This is a genomic window from Klebsiella sp. OBRC7, from assembly GCF_000293135.1.
Lineage (GTDB): Bacteria > Pseudomonadota > Gammaproteobacteria > Enterobacterales > Enterobacteriaceae > Klebsiella > Klebsiella michiganensis.
This window is the reverse complement of record NZ_ALNJ01000081.1, coordinates 18,218-35,136: the sequence shown is the minus strand read 5'-3', so window position 1 is coordinate 35,136 and position 16,919 is coordinate 18,218. Positions and strand designations below refer to the sequence as shown.

Annotated in this window: 16 protein-coding genes; 8 read left to right on the top strand and 8 right to left on the bottom strand. The window is 55.2% G+C overall.

Annotated features, from left to right (window positions below):
• The first annotated feature begins 140 nt into the window (after nucleotides 1-140).
• On the top strand, nucleotides 141-1,121 hold the full coding sequence (locus tag HMPREF1144_RS15945) for an IS110 family transposase (RefSeq protein ID WP_009652075.1): 981 nt from the start codon (nucleotides 141-143) through the stop codon (nucleotides 1,119-1,121).
• 179 nt (nucleotides 1,122-1,300) lie between these two features.
• Here the strand turns inward: HMPREF1144_RS15945 and HMPREF1144_RS15940 are convergent, their stop codons facing one another.
• The 5 genes from HMPREF1144_RS15940 to hutI all read right to left on the bottom strand — a co-directional run bounded on the left by HMPREF1144_RS15940 (nucleotide 1,301) and on the right by hutI (nucleotide 8,231).
• A complete protein-coding gene (locus tag HMPREF1144_RS15940; RefSeq protein WP_009653364.1) occupies nucleotides 1,301-2,683 on the bottom strand; it encodes an amino acid permease in 1,383 nt (460 codons plus the stop codon).
• Nucleotides 2,684-2,795: 112 nt separating this feature from the next.
• Nucleotides 2,796-4,319: a histidine ammonia-lyase gene (gene hutH / locus HMPREF1144_RS15935; protein WP_004849032.1), complete on the bottom strand. Its 1,524-nt coding sequence runs from the start codon at nucleotides 4,317-4,319 to the stop codon at nucleotides 2,796-2,798.
• Nucleotides 4,316-6,004 carry a urocanate hydratase gene (gene hutU / locus HMPREF1144_RS33685; RefSeq protein ID WP_009653356.1) on the bottom strand — a complete coding sequence of 563 codons (1,689 nt, stop codon included), beginning with the start codon at nucleotides 6,002-6,004 and terminating at the stop codon, nucleotides 4,316-4,318. Before hutU ends, hutH begins: the two co-directional genes overlap by 4 nt.
• A gap of 143 nt (nucleotides 6,005-6,147) precedes the next feature.
• Nucleotides 6,148-6,873, bottom strand: coding sequence for a histidine utilization repressor (locus tag HMPREF1144_RS15925; protein WP_009653360.1), 726 nt, complete (start codon nucleotides 6,871-6,873; stop codon nucleotides 6,148-6,150).
• A gap of 140 nt (nucleotides 6,874-7,013) precedes the next feature.
• The gene (hutI, locus tag HMPREF1144_RS15920) at nucleotides 7,014-8,231 is read right to left on the bottom strand and encodes an imidazolonepropionase (RefSeq protein ID WP_042927886.1); all 1,218 of its coding nucleotides are present in this window, start codon (nucleotides 8,229-8,231) and stop codon (nucleotides 7,014-7,016) included.
• 230 nt (nucleotides 8,232-8,461) lie between these two features.
• Here hutI and HMPREF1144_RS15915 point away from each other — a divergent pair, with 230 nt between their 5' ends.
• The 3 genes from HMPREF1144_RS15915 (at nucleotide 8,462) to HMPREF1144_RS15905 (ending at nucleotide 10,989) form a co-directional block, all read left to right on the top strand.
• Nucleotides 8,462-9,745 (top strand): putative acyl-CoA thioester hydrolase, encoded by a 1,284-nt coding sequence (locus HMPREF1144_RS15915; protein WP_004849026.1) that lies wholly within the window; start codon nucleotides 8,462-8,464, stop codon nucleotides 9,743-9,745.
• A gap of 412 nt (nucleotides 9,746-10,157) precedes the next feature.
• A complete protein-coding gene (locus HMPREF1144_RS15910) occupies nucleotides 10,158-10,376 on the top strand; it encodes a hypothetical protein (protein ID WP_004849023.1) in 219 nt (72 codons plus the stop codon).
• A gap of 58 nt (nucleotides 10,377-10,434) precedes the next feature.
• Nucleotides 10,435-10,989 carry a LuxR C-terminal-related transcriptional regulator gene (locus HMPREF1144_RS15905; protein ID WP_004849021.1) on the top strand — a complete coding sequence of 185 codons (555 nt, stop codon included), beginning with the start codon at nucleotides 10,435-10,437 and terminating at the stop codon, nucleotides 10,987-10,989.
• A gap of 94 nt (nucleotides 10,990-11,083) precedes the next feature.
• Here the strand turns inward: HMPREF1144_RS15905 and HMPREF1144_RS15900 are convergent, their stop codons facing one another.
• Entirely contained in the window at nucleotides 11,084-11,815 is a 732-nt protein-coding gene (locus HMPREF1144_RS15900) for a MerR family transcriptional regulator (protein WP_004849019.1), read from the bottom strand.
• 189 nt (nucleotides 11,816-12,004) lie between these two features.
• Nucleotides 12,005-13,228 carry a diguanylate phosphodiesterase gene (locus HMPREF1144_RS15895; protein ID WP_004849017.1) on the bottom strand — a complete coding sequence of 408 codons (1,224 nt, stop codon included), beginning with the start codon at nucleotides 13,226-13,228 and terminating at the stop codon, nucleotides 12,005-12,007.
• Nucleotides 13,229-13,563: 335 nt separating this feature from the next.
• Here HMPREF1144_RS15895 and ycgZ point away from each other — a divergent pair, with 335 nt between their 5' ends.
• The 3 genes from ycgZ to HMPREF1144_RS15880 all read left to right on the top strand — a co-directional run bounded on the left by ycgZ (nucleotide 13,564) and on the right by HMPREF1144_RS15880 (nucleotide 14,572).
• On the top strand, nucleotides 13,564-13,806 hold the full coding sequence (gene ycgZ / locus HMPREF1144_RS15890) for a regulatory protein YcgZ (RefSeq protein ID WP_004849015.1): 243 nt from the start codon (nucleotides 13,564-13,566) through the stop codon (nucleotides 13,804-13,806).
• A 121-nt stretch (nucleotides 13,807-13,927) separates the two neighbouring features.
• The gene (locus HMPREF1144_RS15885; protein WP_009653357.1) at nucleotides 13,928-14,251 is read left to right on the top strand and encodes a hypothetical protein; all 324 of its coding nucleotides are present in this window, start codon (nucleotides 13,928-13,930) and stop codon (nucleotides 14,249-14,251) included.
• Between the two features lie 54 nt (nucleotides 14,252-14,305).
• On the top strand, nucleotides 14,306-14,572 hold the full coding sequence (locus HMPREF1144_RS15880; RefSeq protein ID WP_004849010.1) for a biofilm development regulator YmgB/AriR family protein: 267 nt from the start codon (nucleotides 14,306-14,308) through the stop codon (nucleotides 14,570-14,572).
• A 242-nt stretch (nucleotides 14,573-14,814) separates the two neighbouring features.
• Here the strand turns inward: HMPREF1144_RS15880 and HMPREF1144_RS15875 are convergent, their stop codons facing one another.
• Nucleotides 14,815-16,284, bottom strand: coding sequence for a PLP-dependent aminotransferase family protein (locus HMPREF1144_RS15875; protein ID WP_009653361.1), 1,470 nt, complete (start codon nucleotides 16,282-16,284; stop codon nucleotides 14,815-14,817).
• 134 nt (nucleotides 16,285-16,418) lie between these two features.
• On the opposite strand from HMPREF1144_RS15875, the gene HMPREF1144_RS15870 reads away from it, so the two are divergent.
• Nucleotides 16,419-16,895, top strand: coding sequence for a GNAT family N-acetyltransferase (locus HMPREF1144_RS15870; protein ID WP_009653351.1), 477 nt, complete (start codon nucleotides 16,419-16,421; stop codon nucleotides 16,893-16,895).
• Nucleotides 16,896-16,919 lie beyond the last annotated feature (24 nt).

The following is a 16,919-nucleotide window of genomic DNA, read 5'->3' as shown; positions in this document are numbered from 1 at the left end:
ATGCCGTGTCCGGGCTTAGGCTTTCGCGCCTGTTCCGTAGATCCTTTGCACCGGACCGCCGTTCTTTCTCATGTGATAAACCGGACAGTATCATGGACCGGCTTTCACCGGTAACCCGTATTTGCAAGGTTGGTTTCACTATGGAAAATGAACTCCACTTCATCGGTATTGATGTCGCCAAAGCTAAACTGGATGTCGACATTCTTCGCCCTGATGGCCGGCATCGTTGTAAAAAATTTGATAATACCCTCTCCGGACACGAAGCGCTGGTCCGCTGGCTTCGCGGCCATGACGTGAACCGTGCCCATGTCTGCATGGAGTCCACCAGCACCTACATGGAAGACGCGGCCGCGCATCTGAGTGATGCCGGGTATACCGTGTCCATCATCAACCCCGCCCTCAGTAAAGCTTTCGCACAGAGTGAGGGGTTGCGCAGTAAAACTGACAAAGTGGACGCCCGTATGCTGGCTCACTTCTGCCGGGAAAAACGCCCGTCAGCCTGGGAGGCCCCTCATCCGACAGAGCGGGCACTGAAAGCCCTGGTGTTAAGGCATCAGGCGCTGACAGAGATGCAGACGCAGGAGAAAAACCGGCGGGAAACCGCGCCGGAGGTTCAACTGGCCAGCATTGATATCCTGCTGGGATGTCTGAGCGCGGAGCTGACGCGTATCGAAAAACAGATAAAAGACCTGACGGATAACGACCCGGATATGAAACGACGGCGGAAGCTGCTGAACAGTATCCCGGGCATCGGGGAGAAAACAGCGGCGGTTCTGCTGGCGTATACGGGCCTGAAGCTGAAGTTCGGTACAGCGCGGCAGTTCGCGGCGTATGCGGGACTGACGCCGGTGCAGCATGAGTCGGGCAGCAGCGTGATGCGGGCGAGCCGGATGAGCAAAGCGGGGCCGGTTCAACTGCGCAAGGCGTTATACATGCCGGCATTATCGGCGCTGTACCATACGGCGTGGGGAAAAGCGTTCAGGAAAAGGCTGGAAGAGAGCGGAAAGCGGGCAAAAGTCATCATAGGGGCGATGATGCGAAAGCTGGCGCAGGTGGCGTACGGTGTACTGAAGTCAGGAAAGGCGTTCGATGCGTCACAGCATGAGTTGTTGATAGCGTAAGAAAGAGTGCCGGATTAAACGACAGCACCGGATGGCGCTGTCGTTGTTGTGCCTGTCATCCGGGAGCCGGAAAAGGTGACAGTAGTTAAAAGAGTTGCAGGCGTTCACAGTATCTACAGGTGAGTGCGATTGGGTAGCCCGGGTAAGGCGTCAGCCGCAACCCGGGTAAACCAAAACAATCACGACTCCGTCACCGCCTGCACGGCGTTTTTGCGCACCCGCGCAAACCACACCGCCGTCAGCAGCCCGAGCCATACCAGACCGGCGATAAGCGCAATCCGCGTCTCCTCCACCATTCCCAGCACCGCAATCACCAGCCCCATAAACAGCAGCGTCAGCAGCGGCGCCACCGGCCAGAACGGTACCGGGAATGCGATATTGCCGCGCTCTTCAGCGGACAGGCCGCGACGCATCGCAAAGTGGGCCAGCAGGATCATCAGCCAGACCCACACCGTCGCAAAGGCCGCCAGCGAGGCAATCAGCACAAACACCTGCTCCGGCATCAGGTAGTTCAGCACCACCGCCGCCAGCAGCGCCACGCCCATCACCACCACCGTCATCCACGGCACCCCGTTGCTGGCGATGCGCAGGAAGCTCTTCGGCGCCAGCCCCTCTTTCGCCATGCCGTACATCATGCGCCCCGCGCCAAAAATATCGCTGTTAATCGCCGAAATACTGGCGCTGATCACGATGATATTCAGGATGGTGGCCGCCGCCGGAATCCCCAGACCATCAAAAATCAGCACGAACGGACTGCCTCGCTCGCCGAAGCTGTTCCACGGGAAAATCGCCATCAGAATCGCCAGGGTGCAGACATAGAACAGCACGATACGCAGCGGGATAGTGTTGATCGCCTGTGGGATCACCTTCTGCGGATTCTTCGCTTCCGCCGCGGTCACGCCGATAATCTCGACGCCGCCAAAGGCAAACATCACGATACCGAGCGAGGCTATAATTCCCTCCCAGCCGTTAGGGGCAAAGCCGCCGTGGCTCCATAGGTTCTCCAGTCCGGTTGCCGGGAAAGCATTACCGAACCCGAAGAAAATAATGCTGCCGCCCGCCACAATCATGGCGATAATCGCCACCACTTTGATCAGCGACAGCCAGAACTCCATCTCGCCGAAAACGCGCACGCTGCACAGGTTCATGGCGCCGATAAAAAAGATAATGCTCAGCACCCAGATCCAGCGGGGAACATCGGGATACCACAATCCCATATAGATGCCGAACGCGGTAACGTCCGCGAGGGCGACGATCACCATCTCAAAGGTGTAGGTCCAGCCGGTAATAAAACCCGCCAGCGGGCCAAGATACTGGCGCGCGTAGCTGCTGAAGGAGCCGGAAACGGGGTTGCGTACCGCCATTTCCCCCAGCGCCCGCATCACGATAAACACCGCCGCGCCGCCGATCAGATAGGCCAGCAGTACCGCCGGGCCCGCGGCCTTGATCGCCGATGCCGAGCCATAGAACAGCCCGGTACCGATGGCGGAGCCGAGGGCGATAAAACGAATATGCCGGGCATTCAGCCCGCGCAGCAGGTGTGGCTTGTTTTGTTGTTGCATATGCAAGTGTCCTGATAGTTTTTATACGACGACAAATATGCGTGTAGGGTGGCCGGGAGGAAGAGATCCTCCCGGCGCAGGTACAGAGAACAGCGATGGTTTAGCGTTGGTCTCAGAGCACGGCAGGCAGCAGCCGCGTCAGATGACGCGCCGCCAGGAGCGCAATGGCGTTTTCGATGTCCGGGGCGAAGAAGCGGTCCTCAGTGTAATGGGTCACCCGTTCGCGCAGCAGGTGGCGCGCCTCTTCCAGCAGCGGGCTGCTGCTCAGGCCTTCGCGCATATCCAGGCCCTGCACGGCGGCCAGCCACTCCACGGCCAGTACGCCGCGGGTATTTTCCGCCATCGCCCACAGGCGGCGGCCGGCGGCCGGGGCCATCGAGACATGGTCTTCCTGGTTAGCGGAGGTAGGCAGACTGTCCACGCTGTGCGGGTGCGACAGCGCTTTGTTCTCGCTGGCCAGCGCCGCCGCCGTCACCTGGGCAATCATAAAGCCGGAGTTAACGCCGCCATTTTTGACCAGGAAAGGGGGCAGCTGCGACATATGGCTGTCCATCATCAGCGCGATACGGCGCTCCGACAGCGATCCGATTTCGGCAATCGCCAGCGCGATATTATCCGCCGCCATCGCCACCGGTTCGGCGTGGAAGTTACCGCCGGAAATCACGTCGTTCTCGCTGGCGAACACCAGCGGGTTATCGGATACCGCGTTGGCTTCAACCAGCAGCACTTCCGCCGCCTGGCGAAGCTGGGTCAGGCAGGCACCCATCACCTGCGGCTGGCAGCGCAGAGAGTACGGGTCCTGCACCTTGGTGCAGTTATGGTGCGACTGGGAAATTGCGCTGTCGTCGGTCAGCAGATGGCGATAGAGCGCCGCGGCGTCAATCTGCCCGCGCTGACCGCGCGCTTCGTGAATGCGCGGATCAAACGGACGACGCGAACCGAGCGCCGCTTCGGTGGTTAACGACCCGCAGACCACCGCGGAAGCGAACAGGTCTTCGGCTTCGAACAGGCCGCGCAGGGCAAACGCCGTCGACGCCTGCGTGCCGTTGAGCAGCGCCAGCCCCTCTTTCGCCGCCAGAGTAATCGGCTCAAGCCCCGCCTGATACAGCGCTTCCGTCGCCGGCAGCCACTCCCCGCCGCGCACGCGCGCTTTCCCTTCGCCAAGCAGAGTTAAAGACATATGCGCCAGCGGCGCGAGGTCGCCGGAGGCGCCAACCGATCCCTTCGCCGGGATCCACGGCGTCACGCCCGCGTTGACCAGGCCAATCAGCGCCTGAATCACGCTCAGGCGAATGCCGGAAAAGCCGCGCGACAGGCTGTTAATTTTCAGCACCATAATCAGACGCGCAAGGTCATCATCCAGCGGTTCGCCAATCCCCGCCGCGTGCGACAGCACCAGCGATCGCTGAAGGTTTTCCAGATCTTCGGTTGAGATGCGCGTCTGCGCCAGCAGGCCAAAACCGGTGTTGATACCGTAGGCGGTGCGGCCTTCCGCCAGAATCGCGTTGACGCAGGCAACGCTGTCATCAATCGCCGCGAACGCGCTTTCGTCTAGCGTAATGTTCAGCGGCTGGCTGTAGACGTCGCGCAGCTGCGACAGGCTGAGTTGACCCGGAATCAGTGTTAAAGCGTTCATTTAGCGTGCCCCTGCGTTGCTGCCACCATCGGAAGATTCAAACCTTGTTCTGTCGCGCACTCAATCGCGATATCGTAGCCCGCGTCGGCATGACGCATCACGCCGGTCGCCGGGTCGTTGTGCAGTACGCGGGCAATGCGCGCCGCCGCTTCATCGGTACCGTCGCAGACGATAACCATGCCGGAGTGCTGCGAAAAGCCCATCCCGACGCCGCCGCCGTGGTGCAGCGACACCCAGGTCGCCCCGCTGGCGGTATTCAGTAAGGCGTTGAGCAGCGGCCAGTCGGAGACGGCGTCGGAACCATCGCGCATCGCTTCCGTCTCGCGGTTCGGGCTGGCGACGGAGCCGGAGTCAAGATGGTCGCGGCCAATGACGATCGGCGCGGAGACTTCGCCGCTGCGGACCATTTCGTTAAACGCCAGCCCCAGCTTCTGCCGCCATTCGAGGCCTACCCAGCAGATACGCGCCGGTAGCCCCTGGAAACTGATACGCTCGCGTGCCATATCCAGCCAGTGATGCAGGTGCTTATCGTCTTTAACGATCTCCTTCACTTTCGCGTCGGTTTTATAGATGTCCTGCGGGTCACCGGACAGGGCAACCCAGCGGAACGGGCCGATGCCGCGGCAGAATAGCGGGCGGATATAGGCGGGAACGAAGCCAGGGAAAGCAAACGCGTTGCCAACGCCCATCTCCTGGGCCATCTGGCGAATGTTGTTGCCGTAGTCAAACGTCGGCACGCCCATTTCGTGGAATGCCAGCATCGCCTGCACGTGGTCGGCCATTGCGCGTTTCGCCGCCAGGATAGTGCCCTGCGGGTCCGACTCGGCTTTAGCCTGGTACTCTTCCCAGCTCCAGCCTTTCGGCAGATAGCCGTGCAGCGGGTCGTGGGCGCTGGTCTGATCGGTCACCATATCCGGGCGCACGCCGCGCTTGACCATTTCCGGCACAATGTCGGCCGCGTTTCCGCACAGGGCGATAGAGATCGCCCGGCCTTCGGCGGTGTATTTTTTGATGCGCGCCAGCGCGTCATCCAGCGACATCGCCTGTTCGTCAACGTAGCGGGTACGCAGACGGAAATCGATACGGCTTTGCTGGCATTCAATATTCAGCGAGCAGGCGCCCGCTAAGGTCGCGGCCAGCGGCTGCGCGCCGCCCATGCCGCCCAGACCGGCGGTCAACACCCAGCGCCCCTTCAGGCTGCCCTGGTAGTGCTGGCGCCCTGCCTCAACGAAGGTTTCATAGGTGCCCTGCACGATGCCCTGGCTGCCAATGTAGATCCAGCTGCCGGCGGTCATCTGGCCGTACATCGCCAGCCCTTTGGCATCCAGCTCGTTAAAGTGTTCCCAGGTTGCCCAGTGCGGCACCAGGTTGGAGTTGGCGATCAGCACCCGCGGAGAGTTTTCATGGGTTTTGAATACGCCCACCGGCTTACCGGACTGCACCAGCAGCGTTTCGTCGCTCTCCAGGTTTTTCAGCGCCTTCACGATAGCGTCATAGCATTCCCAGTTGCGCGCCGCGCGTCCGATGCCGCCATACACCACCAGCTCATGCGGGTTTTCGGCGACATCCGGGTCGAGGTTATTCATGAGCATACGCAGCGGAGCTTCGGTCAGCCAGCTCTTCGCATTTAACGTTGTGCCACGCGGTGCACGTACGTCCTGCTGGCGGTATTTGCTTTGCGACATCGGGGGTTTCTCCTGACAATTAACGTTGTGTACGTAGATACATATACTTGTCTATACAAGCATACGCAAGCCAGGATTTAACACAAAAGATACATTTTTGTTATATTGCGTCAGCAATCACGTTTTGCCGACGCGCAGGAAGATCAGGAACCAAAATGGCCCTGCAGACGGTAGCGGCTGCCGGGGAAAATCAGGCGCGCGTGGGAAACGATATGGGTGGTGGACCAGGTGCGGCGGCGGATCAGCAAACACGGGTCGTGCGCATCAATATGCAGCAGCGCGCACTCCTCCGCCGTTGCCTGCACCGCCTCAACAATGTGCTCCCCTTCGGTCAGAGGGGCGATCAGCGACAGATAGTCGTGGGGGGTGGTCGCGGTATAGTCCTGATGCAGATAGTCCGGCACCACGGAGGCGTTGACGCAGCGGTCCTCAATCTGTACCGGCACCTCATTTTCAAAATGCACCATCAGCGAATGGAAAATCCGCGTACCGGCGGCCACGTTGAGCGCCGCGGCCTGAATCAGATCCGCCTGCGTTTCCTCCAGCAGCAGCACCTCGCAGCGGTGCTGATGATGACGAGAGGTAATTTCCTCCGCGATGCTGCGCACTTCAAACAGCGCCGACTGCCCTTTCGGCTCCGCCACAAACGTCCCCACCCCCTGTAATCGCACTAGCCGGCCTTCATCGGTCAATTCGCGCAGCGCCCGATTGATGGTCATCCGGCTAAAGCCAAACTGCGCCACCAGCTCCGTCTCCGAAGGAATGCGATCGTGCGGACGCCAGACGCCGCTGTGGATCTTTTCGCTAATAGCCTGTTTCACCTTTTCATAGAAAGGCGCAGGCGCGGAACGAGGTTGCGATGAGAACATGGCCGGGCTTCCTTGTGCGAATGGGCGGCGAAACGTCCAGAATATACTGAATCGCTACTGCCACCAATGGGCGATTTGCCGCGCCTCCGCGCTGTGGTCGCGTCCCTGCCAAATCGCGGCGGCCGTCGGTTGTCATAGCTTCATGCGATTTCTCCTCGCACCACGCGCTGCCAGAGCGGGCTGCGCCCCGGTTCGTAAACCATCTCAACCGGATGCTCCGCGTCCCAGATAGCAAAATCAGCAACGAAGCCCGGCGCCAGCTGACCGTGGCTCGCCTGGCGGCCCAGCGCCTGAGCCGCATGACGGGTTACGCCTGCCCACGCCTCCTCCGGCGTTAAGCCAAATTTCACGCAGGCCATATTCATCGCCAGATGCAGGCTGGCGAAGGGGCTGGTGCCGGGGTTGTAGTCCGTCGCCACCGCCATCGGAACCTGATATTCGCGCAGCAGTTCAACCGGCGGCCTGCGGGTTTCGTTAAGGAAATAGAACGCGCCGGGCAGGAGCACCGCCACGGTGCCGCTGCGGCTCATCGCCGCCACGCCCTCTGGGGTCAGGTATTCAATATGGTCGGCGGACAGGCCTTTATAGCGGCTCACTAATTCGGCGCCGCCCAGCGAAGAGAGCTGCTCAACGTGACCTTTTACCGGGATACCTAATGCCTGGGCCGTACTGTAAACCCGTTCAGTCTGCGCGGGGGTAAAGCCGACGTTTTCGCAGAAGGCATCGACGCTTTCAAATAGCCCCTCTTCCCACAGCGTGGGCAGAATGGTTTCGCATACCAGATTGATATAGCCGTCCGGGTCGCCTTTATATTCCGGCGGTGTGGCGTGGGCGGAGAGCAGCGTGGGGGAAAGCTCAACGGTATGCGTTGCGGCAAGCTGTTGTATAACCCGCAGCATTTTACGTTCGTTTGCGAGATCCAGCCCGTAGCCGGACTTGATCTCCAGGGTGGTGACCCCTTCGCGCAGCAGACGTGCCAGCCGCTGCCGGGCCAGCGCCAGCAGCTCCGTTTCGCTGCTTTCCCGGGTGGCGCGCACGGTCGCGTTAATGCCGCCGCCGTTGGCGCTAATGGTCTGGTAGGAGACGCCGTTGAGGCGCTGCTCCCACTCCTGCGCCCGGCTGCCGCCGAAGACCAGGTGCGTGTGGCAATCAATCAGCCCCGGCGTGAGCAGCCTGCCGCCGAGGTCAATACTTTGCCCTGCGGGCGCCTCGCTTTCGGGCACAATGGCTTCAATGCGTCCATCGCGCACCAGCAGCGCATGATGCTCCACGAGTCCATACGGCTGAGAGAAACGCGGATCGAGCGTGGCCAGACGGACGTTTCGCCAGATTAGGCGTTCGGAAGGTGTGTGTGTCATAGCGGTCAACTTGTCATGGGTTGTATAGACATTTATTTTGATTCCGCGAGAAATGTCAACTCAGCCCCCGGCAAATGTTATTTATTTGTGATCAAAAGCGGCTCGTTTCCGGCTCTTATGATGTAAAGAAGCAACTTTTTTGCGCTACGTCTTCCCGTTTCGCTTAAGTTGGTATAAAACAGCAGGCTTTAAAGGACCTATACCCTTAATTTATTCTTGCCCGGAGCAACATGAACACATATTCCGTTTCCCGCCTGGCGCTGGCGCTGGCCTTTGGCGTGACGTTGTCCGCCTGTAGTTCGACGCCTGCCGATCAACAGCCCTCAACGCAAACAGCGCCGGGCACGGCCTCTCGTCCAGTTTTAACCGCCGATGAGGCGAAAAACTTCTTACCGGCGAGCTATTTCCAGTCTCTCGATCCTAACGCCGCGGCGTGGAGCCCGTCCGCCATCAGCCTCCCGGCGCAGCCGGATTTTGTTGTGGGTCCTGCGGGTACCCAGGGGGTAACCCACACCACGATTCAGGCCGCGGTGGATGCAGCGATTACCCGCCACTCCAATCGTCGTCAGTTTATCGCCATCATGCCGGGCGAATATGCGGGCACCGTATACGTTCCGGCGGCGCCTGGCGCGCTGACCCTGTACGGCACCGGTGAGAAGCCGATTGATGTAAAAATCAGCGCCGCGATTGATTCAGAAATGGATCCGGTCTCCTGGCGTCACCAGGTTAATCCGGGCGGCAAATATATGCCGGGCAAACCGGCCTGGTATATGTACGACAGCTGCCAGAGCAGACGTGCCGCCACCGTTGGCGTGATGTGCTCAGCGGTATTCTGGTCGCAGAATAACGATCTCCAGCTACAGAACCTGACTATCGCCAACAACCTCGGCGACAGCGTAGACGCGGGCACCCATCAGGCCGTGGCGCTGCGTAGCGATGGCGATCGGGTGCAGATTAACAAGGTGAATATCCTCGGTCGCCAGAACACCTTTTTCGTGACCAACAGCGGCGTACAAAACCGCCTGCAGGATAACCGCCAGACCCGAACCCTGGTCAGCAACAGCTATATTGAAGGCGATGTCGATATCGTTTCCGGTCGTGGGGCGGTTGTGTTCGACAATACCGACTTCCGCGTAGTCAACTCACGCACCCAGAAAGAGGCTTACGTTTTCGCCCCCGCAACCCTGAAAAGCGTGACCTACGGCTTCCTGGCGATTAACAGCCGCTTTACCGCTTCCGGCGATAACGTCGCGCAGCTTGGCCGCTCTCTGGACGTTGACGGCAACACCAATGGTCAGGTCGTTATTCGCGACAGCGTCATTAATGAAGGCTTTAATATTGCCAAACCGTGGGCTGATGCCGTCGGATCAAACCGTCCGTTTAGCGGCAACACCGGTACTGCGGATGCCAAAGGCAACCCGCAGCGTAACCTGAATGACGCTAACTTCAACCGCATGTGGGAATACAACAACCGCGGCGTGGGAAGCTTTGTCGTCGCTGAACCGAAGCAGTAACGCATACGCCAAAAGGGGGAAGCTATTCCCCCTTTGTCTCTTTCTCTTCCCGCTGTGCCCCTCCCGCCTCTTCACCGCTATCCCCTCATCCTGTAGGTTATCCCTGTCCAGACGCCGTTCTGTACAAGTTTTTCACATTACCTTTACAAAAAATAACTCTATAAAACAACACCTTATAAAGAAATGTTAAAAAAACCAACTAAATGTACAAAATTAATTCGGAAAAATTGTACATTCCGGAGATCGTGACTATAGTTATTACGTCAGTTTTAAATTCTGCATTACAGCATTCTTATGATTTAAAAAAATGCCCACCATTTCCTTTGAGATGGTGAAGAACTGTATCGCAAAGATGATGGCTAGCCACATCTTTGATTGGTGATTTATTGCCTAATATGACTCGAGATATACCATGCAGACTAAAAACACAATTCCCGCAGAGTTTATTGCGAACTCTGCTTTGCTGAAAAATATCGAACATATGGTGCAGGCCCAGACGGAGAATGAAGCCGTTAGCCACGATCGTTTAATCGTTGAGGTTCAGCGACGCCTGAATATCGAGAAAAATGAAATTCTCGCCGATTTATATATTCAAACGCTGCATATGCTACGCGCCAAAAGTCGTCATTAAACGTGATATATGATTTGTTAAATTAAGCCTGCATTAACATTCCTGCCTCGGAGGACAAATGAATAACGACAAGCAAGGTCACTTTTTTAATCATTACGATCTTTGGATTAACAATAACCTTCTTCGTCAAGGATTACAGCTTGTACTCGATTCATTATCACCAGGCTGTTTTCATGGAAAATACGTCTTTTTCACCAGCGATAACTATTATGCGGTGCTTAATCATCATTACGATCGCAAAAGAGTTCGTTTTGTCCTGCTCACCGACGGTAATGATTTGAACTTCCTGAGCGAAATACCAATGTACAGAATCCCGGCGCGCTCAACGCCCGCTGAGATAAAATCGTTTATTCTCCGCCCCACCTTGTTCGGTAAGAAGCCTGACCGGGAATCTGAAAGTATCGTTTTTACCAATCGCGAAAAAGAAGTGATTCGCCTGATGAACGATGGTGAAGCGATGGCAAATATAGGGAAGTCGCTGAATTTACATATTAAAACAATTTATCAAATTCGCCTCACCTTAATCAAAAAGCTCGGCTGCTCGGGTCGGACAGATTTTTTTAATATTAGCCGCAGCGAAACGTTTAAAGCCTGGACCCAGCTCAATTTCTGATAATTTACCTGCCAGCGCATGTTGCCATGCTTCAGGAAGACAAGCGGCGGAATAACATCTCTAAAAATGTTCCGCTGCTAACCCTCTAAGACGCTTACTCTCCGTGAAACTCAATGGTGAAGCCCTGGCTTTGCCAGTGGCTAAGTAATTCTGCCTGCAAAGGGGTCAGCGCTCGGCCGGTCCAGACAAAAATATGCTGACCGGGGAATAATTCGGGGCGGGGAGAGTCGAGCGGTTCCGCCAGCACGTTGACGTGCCAGGCGCGCTGGGACAATCGCCATGCTTCCAGCCACAGACGGGTACGGTCTTCATTACCCCACCCCACCAACAGCGTCTCTTTCCCCACCTTTTTGCGCGATTCCGCAAGGATGGACGCTACGCAATCAATCAGGATACCGTCCAGCATACTGATAATCGCCATGGAGGTGTTCGGATCGAGATTGAGCTTACTGCGGACGGGGACAAAGAGCCGGTCAATCAGTTTATCTACGGGATATTCATGGCTGAGGGACATGATGCGAGTGCGTAATTTTGAGGGCTGGACGCCTCGCAGAAGCGTCATCATCTCTTCCTGGAGCAGGATGGCAGCGTCTTGCGTTTCAGGCTGATGGCCTTCCAGAAGCGCCTTAACCTTGCCCACGGAGACCCCGCGATCGATCCAGCGTTTGATCTCCTCAATGCGCTGAACGTCCTCCTCGTCAAACTGGCGGTGTCCTCCCTCGCTTCTCTGCGGCTTTAGCAAACCATATCTTCGCTGCCATGCACGCAAAGTCACGGGGTTGATTCCGCAACGTTCGGCAACTTCACCGATGCTGTAATATGCCATTAGCGCCCTCTAACCTGATAATACTTTACCGACTAAATTAACGAATTTAGCCTGGTTGTACAATTAACTTTTCTTGTACAGCTAAAATAAACAGGTCGGGCGCCGATATACTGGGCAAAAAAACAGGGCTTATTTTACCGTTATACACCGCTTTTTAACCGACACGCTGCGCTGAGCCGGCGTCAAAATTTAAAGAAGCTCATACGCTACTTTTTTCTCTGGCCATGCTACCGGCGGAATGCCTCCCAGACACGGACTGGCAAATAAATTTCCCTGGAAATGCGTAATCCCCGCTGACTCCAGCCACATCCACTCCTCCGCCTGCTCGATACCCACCGCTGAAATGGCGATTTCCAGGGAATGACAGCATTTAATAATCGCCTGAACGATTGCCTGTTTTGGGCCGTGCTTATGGATATCTTTGACCAACTGGCGATTAATCTTGATGCGATCCGGCTGAAACTGAGCCAGCAGCAATAGCCCGGCAAACCCGGCGCCAAAATGATCGATAGCCACGCGAATTCCCGCAGACTTGAGCTTACGCACAGAATCGGTGAATTCATCAAGACGGGAAATGGCTTCGCTTTCGGTAAATTCCACAATAATTTGCTCAGGGATCAAACCGCTGGCTTCAATTTCCGCTAACAGAAATTCGACAGCGTTGGGAACATTCACCAGCGTCATGGGCAGCAGATTAATCGACAACGTGCGTCCACGGAGGTGCAAAAGTCCCGCCATGGCGAAGGCAATGCGCTTGCTGTGGAGATCCGTCCAGTAGATTTCCTCTCGCGAAAGTCCGTCAAAATAGACCGCTGGCGAATCACCGGAAGTTGTGCGCAGCAGCGCTTCGTAGGAGACGACCTCTTTGGCAAACGGATCGATGACCGGCTGAAAAGCAAAGCTGCATTCGGCCTCTTGCAGAGGAGTTTCAGGGTAGCAGGCAGCGTCTTCTATCACAAACTCCCAGCTTTCAGCCGCAGGAATTTCGTAATAGTTTTCCTTTTCCGTGGCTTCGACGAAGGTACGGAAAAAATGGAGCGCTCTGTCGTCATAGATGAGCTGATATTTTGTGGTCCCTTTATCCAGCACGACCTGCAGCACTTCATCGCGGTCAAAATCTCGTAAATCAAAGAGTTCCATACCGATTTTGCCAAAACGACGGGTCGGCCCATGATCTCTGAGAAGCTCAACGAGGTTATGGTGCCGCGGGTCTGCGCAGATATGGCGATAAATTTCCTCAACCTTCTCTTCAGGTCCTTCTAATAGCTGAAAAAAGTGGGTCCCGTTAAAAAGCAAAATACCCGACACGTCTTCCTGACTATTTTTGACATTTGCTTCAGCAACCATGCTTTCGAGCGATTTAATTGACACGTTGTCGCAGATATGGCTGCGATAAATGATGGTAGTGAGCATGAAGTTTCCGACAGAAGAGATGAAAGCTAATAAGATATTACAGTAGCAGGTCTACCCGCATAAGTCCTGTAAAAGAGCCCGAGTCATAAACAAATAAATCACATTAACACCCTCTTTTCGCTGGCGTTCTTGCCTTCCTGTATACCTGTACAAGCCGTACATCTCCACTCGATGTTTACCTTAAGATTTGTACAATTTTAAAACCATATAAATCAATATGTTATAAAAAACATTAAGAAAATTAACATGTTTTTTCCATTTTCTATGTACAAGTTGATAAACATTGTATAACTTTAATCGCAACTTCACTGATAATTGAACTGACAGGAGCACATATGCAGCAGAACGGTTACATTCCTGACACGGCTAACGCTATTGCCCACTACTTCAATAAAGCGTCGTTACCTTCGCAGCAGGAGACGTTAGGGCAGATTGTAATGGATATCCTTAATGAAGGACGCAACCTGAATCGCAAATCCCTGTGTACGAAACTGCTGGGTCGCCTTGAAGTGGCTTCAGAACCTGAAGAAGAAAACCATTATCAAACGTTGATTGGTCTCTTGTTTGAGCATCAGTGATAAAAGTGGCTTCAGCTATCTGGTGATTTAAGTCGTTACTGAATGAGGAAATATAAGGGATGGGCCAGTATCTGACACGGATTACCGGCTTGCTACTAAATTCCCAGTCAAGGAGATGACAATGATCAGAGATACCGTTATGAATCGCAATGATTATGATCCACTAACCGATTTATTGATTGGAGAGGCTGTCCTCTCTCTACTCAAAAGTAAGGGGCCTATTAGTAAACAAGCACTGATCGTTAAACTCCAGGCCATGCAGGCTGGGGAACAGGATAAAAAGCGGCGGAATGCACTTGGGCGTATTATCGATGAAATCAGTAATATGGTAGCTCGCCGTGGAAAAAACAATACCGTGGGTACTTCAGGCGCTGAGAATAATTGGGATGAGCCAAATTCGTTATTAGGTTCTCCTCAGCAGCCAGGTACGAATAAAATACACTGACCACTACTGGTCTAATGTTTAACTTACAAAGTAGAGAATATGATGAGACAGACTATGCATCAGCAACCGGATATTTACGCAGGCCTGAACGATACCGCACTCTCTGAATATTTCCGCAACGCAGGCGACAGACTGATCGATGAATCAGCGGTGATGTCGCTGGCTATCAGCAGCATCCTTGAGTCTGAGGGTCACCTCAGCAACAAGGCGATTATTTTGTGGTTAATTACGGCGCTGGAAACCACCAGCGATGTCGTAACTGCAGACGTTATCCGCAAAACCCTGGAAATCGTCGTCAGCTACACCATGGATGATATCTGATTTATTAACCGGCTGTAATTAAACAGGGAAGTCACATATCGCCAGACGACTGGTATATTATTACAGAAGCCGTGGATATACGTTAAATCCAGGCGCGGTATCTCTCCTTTTAAAACTCTGCCCCTGTTGTCAGATGAATAATCAGGACGGGGCAGGTTTTCCAAAAAGATAATCTTTGTCTGCAATATAACCCGGCAATGAATGCCATTAATCCCCTGCAAAATATTTCCCGTATTGCTGAGCTAAAACATCGCAGCCAGGCGGCGAATTCCCTCGGTCAAAACCGCTGGGGGATGGTTTGCAAAACCGAATAAAACGCCCTCGCGCGACATCGGCCGCTGACAATAGCGCTCAAACGTCTGTATGCCGAAACCTAGCTGGCGCGACTTAGCGACGACCTCTTCTGCCTTTAAACCCGCTGATAGCCAGCAGACTATGTGAATACCCGAATCCGTTGGATGTACGACCATGCGCCCGGCAAAGTAGCGTGCAATCGCCGCCTCCAGCGCGCTTTTACGCTCAAAACAGGCTTTGCGAATACGACGGACGTGGCTGGCATAGTGCCCCTCGCTGATGAAACGGGCCAGGACGGCCTGTTCCAGATATCCACTACAGAGATCGGTGTAATATTTCGTCATGGCAAACTGTTCACGCAAATGCTCGGGGACCACTAAAAAGCCCAGCCGGAACTCCGGATACATCATCTTAGAAAATGTGCCCGCGTAGATGACCCGCTGATGATTATCTAACCCCTGCAACGCCTGCAGAGAGCGGGCGGCATAGCGGAATTCGCTATTGTAATCGTCTTCAAATATCCACGCCCGATGGGCTTCCGCCCATTCCAGTAAGGCGAGCCTTCTGGGCAGGCTAAGCGTTCCACTGAGCGGGAACTGGTGCGACGGCGCTGTATAGACCAGCTTAGCTTGCGGGTAATGGCGAATACCATCCTGAATATCCATGCCCTCCTCGTCAACCCGAACGGGCCGGACCACCGCCCCCCTGGCGGCGAATGCGCCGCGGGCGCCGTTGTATCCGGGATCGTCGAGCCAGACTTCATCGCCCTTTTCCAGTAAAGCCTGAGCGGTGATGGAGAGGGCTTGCTGAATACCGTTGACAATGATTACCCGATCTTCGTGGCAATTGACGCCGCGCGTCGCCTGAATATAGTGACTAATCGCCTGCCGTAGAGGTTGATATCCATAGGGCGTGGCGTGCGCTCCCAGCTCACGACGCGATTGCCGCCAGACGCGCCCCAGCAGCCGCCCCCATAAAGCATGAGGGAAGAGATCGGTACAGCCGATACCGACGGCAAAAACCTGACGCATTTCGCCGCTGTCCTCTCTTTCTGACCATGATGACACCAGTGCGGCGACATCAGGATTAAGCGGCCCTGCGGCGGCTATTGCCGTTTCGGGCGGCGTCGACGCGTCATACTCGCTAAGGAGGTTATCCGGGATATGCTCGCAGACAAAGGTGCCCGCCCCCTTGCGCGTGACCAGGTACCCCTCATCCATCAGGCGGTCAAAACCGGCAATAACCGAGTTGCGCGAGATCGCCATCATCTCAGCCAGCGCCCGGCTGGAGGGGATCTTTGAACCCGCCGTTAAGCGCCCATCCAGAATCGCGTTACGCAGGGCGTGATACAGCTGATCTTTGATAACGCCGCGCGGGAGCAACAGTTCCTGAAACAGCGGTGCAATAGGTTTTGGCATAGCGGTAATGGCGATCGGTAATCTAAAAGTGGATCCTATGAATATACATAAAGTGTCACTTTTTAGGAACCAGAAGAGCGCCTACCATAGCGGCAGGTAAAGACCATCCCGTTTTATAAAAGTAAGGAACCGCCATGAATAGCCAAAATAGCGACATTAATCACGGGCAAATCACCCTCCTCCCCGCAGCTGATAGCGACTTTGCCCAGTGGCAGCCGCTGTGGAAAAGCTACCAGACGTTTTATCGCGTCGACATTCCGGAGGAGGTGACGCGCCTGACCTGGACTCGGTTTTTAAATCCGGTCGAACCGATGTTTTGCGCAGTGGCAAAACAGGAAGGCAAGATAGTGGGTTTCGTGCATTATCTCTTCCACCGCTCCACCTGGGCCGAAAGCGACTACTGCTATCTGGAAGATTTATTCGTTGATCCGGACGTCCGGGGTCAGCATATCGGTAAACAACTCATTGAGTATGTTCAACGGCAGGCGCGAAAACGCCACTCCGCCAACCTGTACTGGCATACGCATGAGACCAACCTTCGGGGCCAGCGTCTGTATAACTGGGTTGCGGAAAAAAGCGGCATGATTGAGTATCGTATGCGGGTGAAGTAGCCCTGCGCAGGCGTAAAAAAACCT

Bases quoted from the DNA above. Each gene is read 5' to 3' on its own strand.
- HMPREF1144_RS15875 (WP_009653361.1), bottom strand. From the start codon at position 16,284: ATGCCAAAACCTATTGCACCGCTGTTTCAGGAACTGTTGCTCCCGCGC.
- ycgZ (WP_004849015.1), top strand. From the start codon at position 13,564: ATGCAGCAGAACGGTTACATTCCTGACACGGCTAACGCTATTGCCCAC.
- HMPREF1144_RS15885 (WP_009653357.1), top strand. From the start codon at position 13,928: ATGATCAGAGATACCGTTATGAATCGCAATGATTATGATCCACTAACC.
- HMPREF1144_RS15880 (WP_004849010.1), top strand. From the start codon at position 14,306: ATGCATCAGCAACCGGATATTTACGCAGGCCTGAACGATACCGCACTC.
- HMPREF1144_RS15940 (WP_009653364.1), bottom strand. From the start codon at position 2,683: ATGCAACAACAAAACAAGCCACACCTGCTGCGCGGGCTGAATGCCCGG.
- HMPREF1144_RS15925 (WP_009653360.1), bottom strand. From the start codon at position 6,873: ATGTTCTCATCGCAACCTCGTTCCGCGCCTGCGCCTTTCTATGAAAAG.
- HMPREF1144_RS15905 (WP_004849021.1), top strand. From the start codon at position 10,435: ATGAATAACGACAAGCAAGGTCACTTTTTTAATCATTACGATCTTTGG.
- HMPREF1144_RS15945 (WP_009652075.1), top strand. From the start codon at position 141: ATGGAAAATGAACTCCACTTCATCGGTATTGATGTCGCCAAAGCTAAA.
- HMPREF1144_RS15910 (WP_004849023.1), top strand. From the start codon at position 10,158: ATGCAGACTAAAAACACAATTCCCGCAGAGTTTATTGCGAACTCTGCT.
- HMPREF1144_RS15915 (WP_004849026.1), top strand. From the start codon at position 8,462: ATGAACACATATTCCGTTTCCCGCCTGGCGCTGGCGCTGGCCTTTGGC.
- hutH (WP_004849032.1), bottom strand. From the start codon at position 4,319: ATGAACGCTTTAACACTGATTCCGGGTCAACTCAGCCTGTCGCAGCTG.
- HMPREF1144_RS15870 (WP_009653351.1), top strand. From the start codon at position 16,419: ATGAATAGCCAAAATAGCGACATTAATCACGGGCAAATCACCCTCCTC.
- HMPREF1144_RS15895 (WP_004849017.1), bottom strand. From the start codon at position 13,228: ATGCTCACTACCATCATTTATCGCAGCCATATCTGCGACAACGTGTCA.
- hutU (WP_009653356.1), bottom strand. From the start codon at position 6,004: ATGTCGCAAAGCAAATACCGCCAGCAGGACGTACGTGCACCGCGTGGC.
- hutI (WP_042927886.1), bottom strand. From the start codon at position 8,231: ATGACACACACACCTTCCGAACGCCTAATCTGGCGAAACGTCCGTCTG.
- HMPREF1144_RS15900 (WP_004849019.1), bottom strand. From the start codon at position 11,815: ATGGCATATTACAGCATCGGTGAAGTTGCCGAACGTTGCGGAATCAAC.